This window comes from Paucidesulfovibrio gracilis DSM 16080, from assembly GCF_900167125.1.
GTDB classification, from domain to species: Bacteria; Desulfobacterota; Desulfovibrionia; order Desulfovibrionales; family Desulfovibrionaceae; genus Paucidesulfovibrio; species Paucidesulfovibrio gracilis.
In genome coordinates this window covers 1-13,024 of the sequence record NZ_FUYC01000012.1, presented here as the reverse complement: position 1 = coordinate 13,024, position 13,024 = coordinate 1, and the positions used below count along the sequence as shown (strand labels likewise).

Below are 13,024 nucleotides of genomic sequence, written 5' to 3'. Positions count from 1 at the left end.
GGAAAGCCGCACGCATGGCCGGTGCCGGTTGCCGTGTGGACGCCGGGGGCGGCCTGCGTGCCGAGGGAATCGTAACCTTCGGCTGACCACCTTCACAGGGAGGCTGTTTGGCGGATCGGAATCGTTCCGGCCAGGGCCGGGAACTGATCAAGTGCTACTTGCGCTGTTATTTCGCGGGAGCGTGCTTCAACGCCCGGGGATACTACAGTGTGGGGCTTGCGTACGCCATGGACCCCGGGCTGGCCGTGATCCATCGCGACCCGGATGCCCTGCGCGAGGCGCGCCAACGCTACGTGGGCCATTTCAACACGCATCTTTTCTGGCTGCCCTGCCTTGTGGCCATTTTCCTTTCTGCAGAACGCCATGTGGCCTCCGGACACATGCCTGCCCGGATGATCGAGCGGCTCAAGGACACGGCCGCGTATACGCTTTCCGGAATCGGGGATTCTGTCTTTGCGGGCAGTCTCTTGATTTTCTGGGCTTTGTCATCTATCTGCCTCCTGCTTGCCGGTCATTTCCTTTTGCCCTTGCTGTTGGGGATCGGCTTTTTTCTGGGCCTGCAATGTTTTCGAATTTATACGTTTTGGGCCGGGCATCGACTGGGATTGGCTTTTTTGGAGCGACTGCGCCGATGGGATCTGATCAACTGGGGGCAGCGCATCAAGCTCCTGAACGGCGGGTTGTTGCTCGGCATCTGGATTCTGGCCTGGCCTCGGCCCATGCTTTGGACGGCCTGGACCGGCGTTGCCCTGAGCATGGCACTGTTTGCCCGGGGACTGCATTACCGAAATATACCGAGGGAAATCGTCCTGGTAGCGTTCCTGGCGGCCATGTGGGGATTGCCATGGATCGTGAACAGCGTGCGGCAATTGTTTTAGACCCGGTCGCATCGCCTGTGATTTGGCAGGGGAGCGTGGCTGACGAAGGGGTCGATATCTGGTAGGAGTCGTGCGTTGGGCACGAGCAAAGGGGAAGGGATCATGGAACAGACCGCAAGTGTCTCGAACGAAGGCGGACCTGCCGACGGGGTCGTTACCCGGCCGGTGGTGGTGGCCAATCAGTTGGGGCTGCACGCCCGGCCCGCCGGTGTCCTTGCGCAGGAGGCCCAGAAGTTCGTAAGCGAAATATATTTTGAGGTGGACGGACAGCGAGTGGATGCCAAGAGCATTCTGGACGTGTTGACCCTGGCCGCGGCCCAGGGAACCCGTCTGCATCTGCATGCCGTTGGTGATGATGCCGAGGCCGCCCTGGACCGTATTGAAACGTTGTTCAAGGAGCGCTTCGGCGAAGGGAAATAGTGGCCGACAAGATCATTACCGGGATTCCGGTCTCTTCGGGCATAGCTATCGGCAAGGCGGTTTTCGTGAACCGCAGCCATCGGTCCCTGCTGCCCCGACACACCGTGCCCGGCCATCTGCTTGAGGCGGAAAAAAGCCGGCTGGAAAACGCGTTCCTCATGACCGGACAGGAAATGGAGAGCGTTCGGGACAAAGTTCCCGGCGAGCTGGAACAGCACCGCCTTATTCTCGACTCCCATCTGATGATGCTCCGCGACCCCAAACTCATGGGCCGCGCCAAGGAGCACATCGAAATCCTGCACGTGAACGCGGAATGGGCGCTGGAAAAGGCTGTATCCGAGCTGGCCCAGGCGTTTCTCGGCTTTGACGACGCCTATCTCAAGGAGCGCTTTCAGGACGTGCGCCAGGTGGCGGATCGGGTCCAGGGTCACATGCTCGGGACGGACCAGGAAATTTCCGCCATTGGGGGGCGGGCCATCATCATGGCCCATGACCTCACGCCGGCCGATACCGTGGAGTTGGACGTTTCCCGCATTCTGGCCTTTGCCACCACCCGGGGCGGCAAGACCTCGCACACCGGGATCATGGCACGGACCCTGGGCATTCCCGCACTGGTGGGCGTGCAGGAGCTGGAAAATTTCGTGGCCGACGGGGACATGGTGGTCATTGACGGGCTTAAGGGCCGGGTTGTGGTCAACCCGGACGAGGAAGAGCTGTTCGAATATAATGACCTGGCCACCCGGTTCGAGACCTACCAGAAAAAGATCATCCGCCGCTGCCTGCTGCCCGCTGAAACCAGCGACGGGTTCCGTGTCAAGGTGCTGGCCAATATCGAACTCATCGAAGAGGTCACCTCGGTCATCGACCACGGGGGCGAGGGCATCGGCCTGTATCGCACCGAATATTCCTACCTCAACCGCACGACCCTGCCCACGGAAGAAGAACTCACCGAAAAATATATTGATCTTGCGAGCATCATGTCGCCGCGCAAGGTGGTGTTCCGCTCGCTGGACCTGGGGTCGGACAAGATTATTTCCGAATTCGGCCAGCTGGACGAGGCCAACCCGGCCATGGGCCTGCGCGCCATCCGCTTCTGCCTGCGGCATCCCGAGCTGTTCAAGACCCAGTTGCGGGCCATCCTGCGGGCCAGCGTGTACGGCAACGTGGCCATGATGTTCCCCATGATTTCCGGCCTGCGCGAACTGCGCCGGGCCAAGGCGCGCCTCAAGGAAGCCCAGCTGGACCTCGCCAGGGAGGGCGTACCCTACAACCCGGATATGCCCGTGGGCATCATGATCGAGGTGCCAAGCGCCGTGATGATTGCGGAACTGCTGGCCCGGGAAGTGGACTTCTTCTCCATCGGCACCAACGATCTGATCCAGTACAGCCTGGGTATCGACCGCACCAATCCCAACGTGTCCTACCTTTACCAACCGCTGCATCCGGCGGTGCTGCGGTCCATCAAGCAGGTGGTGGACGCGGCGCACCAGGTGGGCATTGAGGTGAGCCTCTGCGGGGAGGTGGCCTCGGATCCTTTCTGCGTCCCCATCCTCATGGGTATGCAGATCGACTGCATTTCCCTTTCCCCCCAGGCCATTCCGGGCATCAAGCGGATCATCCGCCAGACGCGCATGGACGAATGCCGCAACCTGCTGCGCGATGTGATCAGCCAGCAGACTGTCGGCAAAATTAACCGCATGGTAAAAGATTCCATTTTTAAGAAATATCCCGAAGAGTTGACGTTCTTCGCCTCCCTGCTGGACAGTGAAGAGCTTCCCGGCTAGCGTGCAAATCCCATGGGCAAGAAAAAAAAGACATCCGCACCCGGCGGCCGCAAGACCATCGGCGTGAACAAGCAGGCCCGGCGCCTGTATGAGTTTATGGAAACCCTGGAAGCCGGGCTTTCCCTGGTGGGCACGGAAGTGAAGTCCCTGCGCGAGGGACGTGTGTCCTTCAAGGACGGCTACGTGCGACTCAAGGACGGTGAGGCCTGGCTCGTGGGGGTGCATATCGCGCCCTGGGACCATACCGGCGCGTTTGATCAGCATGATCCCGAGCGGCCGCGCAAATTGCTGCTGCACAAATACGAAATCCAGCGTCTTCAGGCCCGGGTGGATCAAAAGGGTCTCACTGTGGTGCCTGTGGCCCTGTATTTCAAGCAGGGCCGCGTCAAACTGGAAATCGCCCTGGGCCGGGGCAAAAACGTGCACGACCGCCGTCAGGACATCAAGGATCGGGACATGGCCAGGGACACGGCCCGGCAATTGGCCGCGTACAAGTAGGCCGGAGGCGGACGGGGATTCTTCCCCGGTGCGCACCGGACCAATCCACCGCCCGGAAATACTGTGCCGGGGCGATCGCACAGGCGGGGTCGCGGGGTCCGGTCTGGGCTGTTGCCGCAGGCTTGCGGACCGTTGTTTTCGTTTCGACCGGATGATTCGCCGGATTTGCCCCAAGCATCGCGCCCGTTGCCCAAGCACAACACAGGAGCGGGCCGACACCAGGCAGGCCAACGCCGAGGACAGCCGCCATGCAGACTCTTTTTCCCAGCCTCACCGCGTCCGGAAGGCGGTTTTTACGCGGATTGTTTCCCGGAGACGGCGCGTTGTTCGCTCCGGAAGAACTGGTGGGGTTCAGCGGGGATGCCGGACAGGAGCAGGCCTTGCCCGGAGCCGTGGTGCGTCCGGAGCAGGAGGAGCAGATTCAGGACTTGCTGCGCTGGGCGCATTTGGAGCGGATTCCCGTCTATGCCCGCGCCCGGGCCACCAACAAGGTGGGCCAGACCGTTCCGGTTCGGGGCGGGGTAGTGGTTTCGTTCCTGCGCATGGACCGCGTTCTGGACGTGGATGAGCAGGATTTTGTGGCCGTGGTCCAGCCGGGCGTGGTTACCGGGGCGTTTCAGCGCGGGCTGGAGGCCCGGGGGCTGTTTTATCCGCCGGATCCCGCTTCCGTGAATATTTCCACCCTGGGCGGCAACGTGGCCACCTGCGCCGGAGGCATGCGCGCCCTGAAATACGGCGTGACCCGGGACCATGTCCTGGGCATGCGGGCGGTGTTGCCCGGGGGCGAGGTGCTTGCCCTGGGTTCGCGTTGTCATAAGGATGTGGCCGGATTGGACCTGACCCGGTTGCTGGCCGGTTCTGCCGGAACCCTGGCCCTGTTTTCCGAACTGACCCTCAAACTCCTGCCCAAGCCCGAGGCTTCGGTTTCCGTGTTGGCGGGATTTCGTGATTTTTCCGAGGCGCTCCAGGCTGCGGCCCAGGTGTTTCGCGCCGGACTCTTGCCGTCCGCGTTGGAGTTTATGGACCGCGTGACCCTGGAGGCTTTGGCCGTGGAATATGCCGAGAAGCCAGGGGATCACGACTGGTTGAACAGGGCCGGTGCTGCGTTGCTGTTTCGCCTGGACGGGTCGGGCGTGGCCGTGGAAACGGAAGGCCGCACCCTGGAAACGGCCCTGCGCGGTTCTGCGGGGCAGGGACCGCTTTTTCTGGAGCGGGCGTCCGGTGTGGACGAGGAAGGTCTGTGGGAGGTGCGCCGCTCCATCAGCCCGAGCCTGTTTCATCTGGCGCCGGACAAGAGCGGGGAAGACGTGGCCGTCCCCCGGGGGCGCGTGCTCGAAGCCGTGCAGGGGCTGCATGCCATTGGGGAACGCCTGGGCCTGCGTACCGCCTGCTTTGGCCATCTCGGGGACGGCAATCTGCACGCCAATATCTTATACGACCGTTCCAAGGGGCAGGCTGAAGCCGCGCAACAGGCCAAGTCCGCGTTGTTCGATCTGGTGCTTTCCCTGGGCGGCACCCTCACGGGCGAGCACGGTATCGGCCTGTCCAAACGGGCATGGATGTCCCGTCAGCTCGGGCCAGCGGAACAGGACGTGATGCGCCGCATGAAGGATGTTTTTGATCCGCACGGGATCATGAATCCGGGCAAGGAATGGGAATGAGCCGGCACAAGGAGGAACGCGGACCAGAGTGCATCCTTTGCGGCAAATGTCTTTCGGTTTGCCCGTTGGTGGCAGCCACGGGCCGCGAGGAGCTGGCTCCGCGCTCCAAAGCACTGTTGGCAAGCATGCTCCGGCAGCGACCCGATGCGTTGAACGGCGTGGCTGCGGCGCGGCTGGCCTCGCTTTGTCTGGGCTGCGAGCGGTGTGCTGAAGTCTGCGCCCAGGGACTGCGTCCGGCCGAGACCGTGGCCCGGCTACGCGCCGAGCATCCGGGCTGGCGGGAATGGCTCTGGAAACAATGGATTCAGCGTGCGGAAACGCTCTGGCCCCTGGCCCGGCGCACTGCCGGAAGTCTGGACCGTTCGCCCCTGCGCCTCCTGGCCCAAAAGCCCGAACCGGGGCGGCTCGGATTGATGGTAAAATCCCTTTGTGGTCTGGACCGATCGCCCATGCGTGCCTATTTGTCCTTGCGGGACGTTCCGGAACCGCAGGACGTCATGGTCCGGTCCGGGCTGGACATGGCCGTGCCGGAAGGCGGGCCTACCGCGGTTGCCGCGGATGCGTTGACCAGCGGGGTGCTGCTGTTTTCCGGGTGCGCCGGCCGGCACCTGCGGCCCGAGTGGGACGACACGGCCCGGGCGCTTCTGGCGGCCATGGGCCTGCAACGGATCCATGCGGACTTTGCCTGTTGCGGCTCCACGCTCGGCACGGCGGGGTTGTTTGCCGAGCAGCGCGCCGCCAGGGAACGCAACCTGGAAATCTGGCGGGCCGGTGGGCGCGGCTTGGTGCTCACCTATTGCGCGTCCTGTCTGCATGGCCTGCGTGCCTATGCGGATGAGCCGGAGTTGTTTCATGGTCCGGCCGAAGTTGCGCTGTGGCGCAGGCGGGTGGCGCCCCTGTCCCGGCTTTTGAAATCGGTTCGCTTTATGGTATCGGATGACGCACCCCAAAGTGTGGGATACCACCGTCCCTGTCATACGCGGGGAACGGATCATGACGCGGCGTTGTTGCGCGCCGTGCTGGGCGGGCGGTTCCGGGCGTTGCCGGACCGCTGTTGCGGGTTCGGCGGACCCCTGCGGCTGGCCGATCCCGAGTCGGCTGACAAGGTCGCCCGGCAACGCGTTCTGGATCTGGACGGTTTGCCCCAGGTGCTTACGGGGTGTACGGCCTGCGCGCTGCAACTGGCGGCCTCGGCCCCCAAAACGACCATTACGGGCCATTGGCTCGATAGTATTTCCCAGCCACTTCCCTAAGGGACAAATTGGAGAAACGCATGTTCAAGAAAATTTTCGGCTCCAAAAACGACCGCTACCTTAAAAAATGCCGCCCCATGGTCAAGCGCATCAACGACCTGGAAGAGCGGATGCAGGCGCTTTCCGACGACGCCATGCGCGCGCAGGTGGCTTCCTGGCGCGAGGAAGTGCAAAACGGTCGCAGCCTGGACGATCTTTTACCCGAATGCTTTGCCCTGGTGCGGGAGGCGGGTGTCCGCTCCCTGGAAATGCGGCACTTTGACGTGCAGCTCATTGGCGGCATGGCCCTGCACGAAGGCAACATCGCGGAGATGCGTACCGGTGAGGGCAAGACCCTGGTGGCCACGCTGCCCGTGGTGCTCAACGCCCTGTCCGGCAAGGGCGTGCACGTGGTCACGGTGAACGACTATCTGGCCAGCCGCGATGCGGAGTGGATGGGGCAGTTGTACAATTTCCTGGGCCTGAGCGTGGGCGTCATCGTGCACGGCCTCACGGACGAGGAACGCCAGCAGGCCTACGGCGCGGACATTACCTACGGCACCAACAACGAATTCGGGTTCGACTACCTGCGCGACAACATGAAGTTCTACAAAGAGCAGCTCGTGCAGCGCGAACTCAACTTCGCCATCGTTGACGAGGTGGACTCCATCCTCATTGACGAAGCCCGGACCCCGTTGATCATTTCCGGCGCGGTGCAGCAGTCCACCCGGCTCTATGGCCAGATCGACCAGATCATTCCCCGGCTCAAGCGCTGGAACAAGACCGACGAGGAAATCGCCATGGAAAAGGACGGGCAAAAGCCCGAGCCTCGCGGCGATTTCGAGATCGACGAAAAGGGCCGCACCGTGACCCTCACGGACCCGGGCGTGGAAAAGGTGGAAGAGCTGCTCGGCATCGACAACCTTTTTGATCCCCAGAATATCACGGCCCAGCACCATGTGCTCCAGGCGCTCAAGGCCCATCACATTTTCAAGCGCGACGTGGATTATGTGGTCAATGAAGGGCAGGTGGTCATCGTTGATGAGTTCACGGGCCGCCTCATGCCGGGCCGCCGGTTTTCCGATGGATTGCACCAGGCGTTGGAAGCCAAGGAGCATGTCAAGGTGGAAAGCGAGAACCAGACCCTCGCCTCCATTACCTTCCAGAACTATTTCCGTATGTATGACAAGCTGTCGGGCATGACCGGCACCGCGGACACCGAGTCCGTGGAATTCAACGAAATCTACGAACTGAACGTGGTGGTCATCCCCACGCATCGGGACATGGTCCGCAAGGACCACCCGGACCTGATCTTCCGTACGCAGGAAGAAAAGTACGACGCCATTGTGGAAGAGATTGCGGAAAAGCATCAGAAGGGACAGCCTTGCCTTGTGGGTACGGTCTCCATTGAAAAATCCGAACTGCTCTCAAAGCTGTTGAAAAAACGCCGCGTCCCGCATGACGTGCTCAACGCCAAACAACACGATAAAGAAGCCGAGATCGTGGCCGAGGCCGGTTTTGCCGGGCATGTGACCATCGCCACCAACATGGCCGGGCGTGGTACGGACATCAAGTTGGGTGAAGGCGTCAAGGAATTGGGCGGCCTGCATATCATCGGCACGGAGCGCCACGAGTCCCGCCGCATCGATAACCAGTTGCGCGGCCGTTCCGGCCGACAGGGCGACCCCGGCTCCTCCCGCTTCTACCTGGCCATGGACGACGATCTCATGCGTCTGTTCGGGTCCGACCGCATTTCCGGCATCATGGAACGCATCGGCATGCCCGAAGGCGAGCCAATCGAAAATAAAATGGTTTCCAAGGCCATTGAAAATTCCCAGCGCCGCGTGGAAAACCACAACTTTGAAATCCGCAAGCAGTTGCTGGACTTTGACAACGTCATGAACCAGCAGCGCGAGGTCATCTATTCCCAGCGCCGGGAGATCATGACCGCCGAGACCATGGACGAGATCGTGGCCGACTTCTGCGCCGAACTCCTGGACGACATCTACGCCGGACTGGAGGAAGGCAAGAAGCGCGGCGATGACGAAGCCGAGACCGAAGCCCGCAAGCGCATGGAAGAAGTGTTCAACTTCGACCGCTTCGAATCCTTCCAGAACGAGTTGCCCGACCGCGAAACAGCGGATCGATGGGTCAAGCAGGTCTTTGAAACCCTGGAGGGTATGGCAAAGCAGGCCTACCAGGAAATCATGCGCTATTTCGTGCTGGAGGCGCTGGACCGCAATTGGAAGGAACACCTTCTGAACATGGACCACCTGCGCGACGGCATCGGTCTGCGCGGCTACGGGCAGAAGGATCCCAAGCAGGAATACAAGCGCGAGGGATTCGCCCTGTTCCAGGAAATGCTGTTTGTATTGCGCGAGAATGCCATCCGCTCCCTGACCCATGTGCGCATCCGCGACGAAGTGAGCGAAGAGGAATTCCAGCACGAGGACCGGGAAAAGCTCAACTACGTCGGAGCCGGGGATCAGGCGCCCGAGAAAAAGGGCAAGCAGCCCGTGGTCAAGGAAGCCAAGGTGGGCCGTAATGATCCCTGCCCCTGCGGTTCCGGGAAGAAATACAAGAAGTGCTGCGGGAAATAGGGATTCCAGGCGGACTCCCGCCGGATAGCCGTGGCGTTTTGCGGACCTGCGTCCCTGGATAACGCCCACAGCATGCTGGGGAGTAGGGAACCCATGGTCCCTGTCGTGTCCCCCCTCGGATTCGGAAATTGGGATTATTCGTGGCCAGCGGTGGGGATTCCTAAGAAAAAAGGATGAAAACTGGCTCGTCTTCCTATTAACATTGTTTATGAATTGACCGCAAAAGTATTGAAGGGGTACCCAGGAAAAAAATTCCAGGAGTACCCATAATGAAGAAGATTCTTGTTCTAACGATGATGCTGATTTTGGCCATGTCCTCCATGGCCGTAGCCTCCGGTCCGAATTACGTTGGTGTGCGCGGTGGGGGGATGCTCATGGATTACAGTGATATCCATGTCAGCGATACGGAACTCTACCACGATGAGGACGACGTCGTGTTTGGAGCCGGGCTGGTGCTGGGCCGGAGCCTGGAAGACGACCTTGGCGTGCCGTTGCGCGCGGAACTGGAGTACATGTACCGTAGCGATTTCGAGTACGGCTGGAGCGAAACCGGCGGTGGCGACAACGTGGACGTGGATGTTGAAAGCAACGTGCAGACCTTGTTTGCCAATATGTACTACGACATCGACACGGACACGGACTTTACCCCGTTTGTGGGCTTCGGACTCGGCTTGGCCCGGGTGGAAACGGAATGGTCCGGCAACGGCACCATCGGCGGTGCGGCCTTTAACGAGGGCGAAGAGGACACCGAGTACAACTTCGCCTGGAACCTCGGCCTGGGCTGCGCCTACGACTTCAACAAGAACTGGACCATGGAAGCGGGTTACCGCTATGTGGACTTCGGTCAGGGCAAGGTCAAGGTGCTGAACGGCTCCCACATTCGCGGCGACGGCACCTCCAACGAATTCCTGCTGGGCGTGCGCTATAATTTTTAGCGGCATTGCCTGAAACAATGATTGCCATGGGGCGGGGGAGTGATCCTCCGCCTCTCTTTTTGGGCGAACTACCGCGATTCGCTGTCAGGAACCCGGGAAGCGGTCCGGAAAAGCAACGGAAAAGCCTGTTGCCCGGAATCGTTATCTGGACCGCTCCCCCCCAAAAGTTCGCTTCACTGGAAATGGGTTTTGAAAACCGGTTCGGAAACGGGTAAGACCAAGTCCGCTTGTCCGCATTCTTTGCAAGGAGTCGATCATGCACGAGTTGCCCAAAGGATATACATATGCTGTGGCCGCTGCCGGATTTAAGAAAAAGGACCGCCTGGATCTGGGGTTGATCGTGAGCGGGCCGCCTGCGGTGTGCGCCGGTGTGTTCACGACCAATTTGTTTCAGGCCGCTCCGGTGCGCGTGTGTCGGAATGCTCTGGCTTCGTCCGCAACGGTCCGGGCCATTGTGGTCAATTCCGGCCAGGCCAATGCGTGTACCGGAGAGCAGGGCGTCCGCGACTGCGAGACCGTGCGCGGCATGGTGGGCGATTTGGCCGGTGTGCCGGCGCGGGATGTCTTGCCCGCGTCCACAGGCGTGATCGGCCCACGGCTTAAACTGGAGTTGTGGCGCGCGGCTTTGCCTGCGTTGCAGGAGTCATTGGGGCAGGCTGGTCCCGAGGACGTGGCCCAGGCCATGATGACCACGGATACCCGGCACAAGGTGGCTTCCAGGGTCGTGGAGCTTTCCGGGGGCCGGGTTCGGCTGCTGGGCATGGCCAAGGGGGCGGGCATGATTGGTCCAAACATGGCCACCATGCTGTCGTTTCTGGTTTGCGATGCCCAGGTGGATGCGGCCTGGTGGAGCGGGGTGCTTTCCCGCGAGGCGGATCGGTCCTTCAACCGGGTGATCGTGGACGGCGACACCAGCACCAATGACACGTCCCTGGCCCTGGCCAACGGCGCGTCCGGCGTGAACGCGGATTCGGCCGCGGACCGGGAGATTCTGGCCCAGGCCGTGCGCGACGTGCTGCATGCCCTGGCGTATGAACTGGTGCGAGACGCCGAGGGCGGCACCAAGGTGGCGCGCATTTGCGTGACCGGTGCGGCAAGCGATGCGGATGCCGAGCTGGTGGCCCGCGCCGTGGGTACGTCGCCCCTGGTCAAAACCGCGTTGTTCGGTCAGGATGCCAACTGGGGTCGCGTGGTCTGTGCGGCCGGGCGGAGCGGCGCCGTGTTCCCGCCGGAAAAATTGACCCTGCGGTTCGGCGACGTGCTTGTCTTTGCGCAGGGCCGACCCGAATCCGGGGATCTGGACGCGCTGCTCGAACCGGTCATGAAGGCCTCGGACATTCCCATTGCCATTGATCTTGGTGCGGGAACCGGATCGTTCGAGGTGTTGGCTTCGGACCTGACCCGTGAATATGTTTCCATCAATGCGGATTATCGCAGTTAGGCCGAACAGGGCCGTAAACCAGGCAACAAGGTGGCGTGGTCGCATGTCGGATGAACCGTTGAAGAATTTGAATGGTCGGGATCGGTTGACCCGTTTGGCCGATTTGGTTTTTGAAGCCGGAATGCTGCGTCGCACGCCCCGTAGCGGGTATCAGTTCCTTGGCACCGGGCAGGAAAACGTGGCCGAGCACAGCTTCCGCACGGCCATGATCGGCTGGATGCTGGCCATGCGTGCCGGGGCGGATGCCGGGCATGTGGCCGTGATGTGCCTGTTTCATGACCTGCATGAGGCCCGCACCGGGGACTTTAACTACGTGAATAAGCTCTACAACGGAACGGACGCGGGCGAGGCTTTGGCCCATGCCCTGAGCGGCACCGGCCTGGAAGAGGATGTGTTGCCGCTATGGGAGGAGCTGGAGGCTGCCGATACGCTGGAATCGCGTCTGGCTCAGGATGCGGATCAGATAGACTTTATCGCCAATCTGAAGGAGCAACTGGATCTCGGCAACCGCTACGCCGGGGATTGGATTCCTCCGGCCCTGGAACGGCTGCGCACCGAGCAGGGACGGGAACTGGCTAAAACCATAGTGGAAACAGACCACAAGGAATGGTGGTTCTTAGGGCCGGATCGCCAATGGTGGGCCAAAAAGAACGGCAGACGCCGAACGGATTGATCCGCTGCTGGTTTTGCAGGCGACCCCCGGCATGGGGGAAACTCCCGATCCATGGTGATATCCCCGATATTTCAGCTGAACAGGGAATAAATCTTGCTGTTTGCCGTTTGGTCATGTAGAAATTCCATTGCTTGAGGAGTCGCCTTGCGCGGACTCCCCAACGCCGGGATCGCCGTGGACACGCGCCGGTCCGGCTTTTCTGTTGGCATGGAGGGAGGCAACATGGAAGGACGAGCCGCAGGCGAGGGTGCGGTCAACGCGCTCACGCCGTTGACGCTGTTGGGACGGCATTTCCTGAAGATTGTGGACGAGATGGGAGCCATGTTCCTGTTTTGTCTGCATGCCATGCGCCTGATTTTTTCCTCCCTGGGGCAATTCCCCAAGATCGTTCGCCAAGTCTACTTCATCGGCGTTAAATCCATTACCGTTATTGCCTTGATCGGCCTGTTCACGGGCATGGTCATGGGCATGCAGCTCTACTTCGCGCTGTCCCTGTTCGGGGCGGACGGATTTTTGGGAACAGGCGTGGCCCTCTCCATGGTTCGCGAGCTGGCCCCCGTGCTTACGGCCATCATGGTCACGGGCCGGGCCGGATCCGCCATGACCGCGGAAATCGGGGTCATGCGCATTTCCGAGCAGATCGACGCCCTGGAGATCATGGGCATCAATTCCATGAGCTACCTGGTCAGCCCCAAGATGGCGGCGTCCATCATCAGTTTTCCCATCCTGACCTGTTTTTTCAATCTCATCGCCCTGTTTGGTGGCTGGCTCACGGGCGTACTGCTCTTGGGTGCCAATGAGGGTGTCTATTTCTACCGCGTGCAGCAGTCGCTGGAGTGGAGCGACATTTCCGGCGGGTTCATCAAGGCGTTGGTGTTCGGAATCGTTGTTTGCACCGTGAG

11 protein-coding genes are annotated in these 13,024 nt (G+C 61.2%); all 11 read left to right on the top strand.

What is annotated here, in order from left to right:
• Positions 1-107 precede the first annotated feature (107 nt).
• Positions 108-878, top strand: coding sequence for a PTS system mannose/fructose/sorbose family transporter subunit IID (locus tag B5D49_RS10995; RefSeq protein WP_078717753.1), 771 nt, complete (start codon positions 108-110; stop codon positions 876-878).
• Between the two features lie 102 nt (positions 879-980).
• Entirely contained in the window at positions 981-1,298 is a 318-nt protein-coding gene (locus B5D49_RS10990) for an HPr family phosphocarrier protein (RefSeq protein ID WP_078717807.1), read from the top strand.
• Positions 1,298-3,082, top strand: a complete 1,785-nt coding sequence (gene ptsP / locus B5D49_RS10985) for a phosphoenolpyruvate--protein phosphotransferase (protein ID WP_078717752.1) — start codon at positions 1,298-1,300, stop codon at positions 3,080-3,082. The genes B5D49_RS10990 and ptsP overlap by 1 nt, the downstream gene beginning before the upstream one ends.
• A gap of 12 nt (positions 3,083-3,094) precedes the next feature.
• Positions 3,095-3,580, top strand: coding sequence for an SsrA-binding protein SmpB (gene smpB, locus B5D49_RS10980; protein ID WP_078717751.1), 486 nt, complete (start codon positions 3,095-3,097; stop codon positions 3,578-3,580).
• A gap of 248 nt (positions 3,581-3,828) precedes the next feature.
• Positions 3,829-5,241 carry an FAD-binding oxidoreductase gene (locus tag B5D49_RS10975; protein WP_078717750.1) on the top strand — a complete coding sequence of 471 codons (1,413 nt, stop codon included), beginning with the start codon at positions 3,829-3,831 and terminating at the stop codon, positions 5,239-5,241.
• Entirely contained in the window at positions 5,238-6,494 is a 1,257-nt protein-coding gene (locus B5D49_RS10970; RefSeq protein ID WP_159447210.1) for a (Fe-S)-binding protein, read from the top strand. The genes B5D49_RS10975 and B5D49_RS10970 overlap by 4 nt, the downstream gene beginning before the upstream one ends.
• A gap of 20 nt (positions 6,495-6,514) precedes the next feature.
• Complete coding sequence (gene secA / locus B5D49_RS10965; RefSeq protein WP_078717748.1) at positions 6,515-9,073, top strand: preprotein translocase subunit SecA; 2,559 nt, start codon at positions 6,515-6,517, stop codon at positions 9,071-9,073.
• A gap of 269 nt (positions 9,074-9,342) precedes the next feature.
• Positions 9,343-10,008, top strand: a complete 666-nt coding sequence (locus B5D49_RS10960; protein ID WP_078717747.1) for an outer membrane protein — start codon at positions 9,343-9,345, stop codon at positions 10,006-10,008.
• A gap of 256 nt (positions 10,009-10,264) precedes the next feature.
• Complete coding sequence (argJ, locus tag B5D49_RS10955; protein ID WP_078717746.1) at positions 10,265-11,449, top strand: bifunctional glutamate N-acetyltransferase/amino-acid acetyltransferase ArgJ; 1,185 nt, start codon at positions 10,265-10,267, stop codon at positions 11,447-11,449.
• 43 nt (positions 11,450-11,492) lie between these two features.
• A complete protein-coding gene (locus B5D49_RS10950) occupies positions 11,493-12,122 on the top strand; it encodes an HD domain-containing protein (RefSeq protein WP_078717745.1) in 630 nt (209 codons plus the stop codon).
• Between the two features lie 222 nt (positions 12,123-12,344).
• The coding region (locus B5D49_RS10945; protein ID WP_078717806.1) for an MlaE family ABC transporter permease at positions 12,345-13,024 on the top strand (680 nt) is incomplete at its 3' end.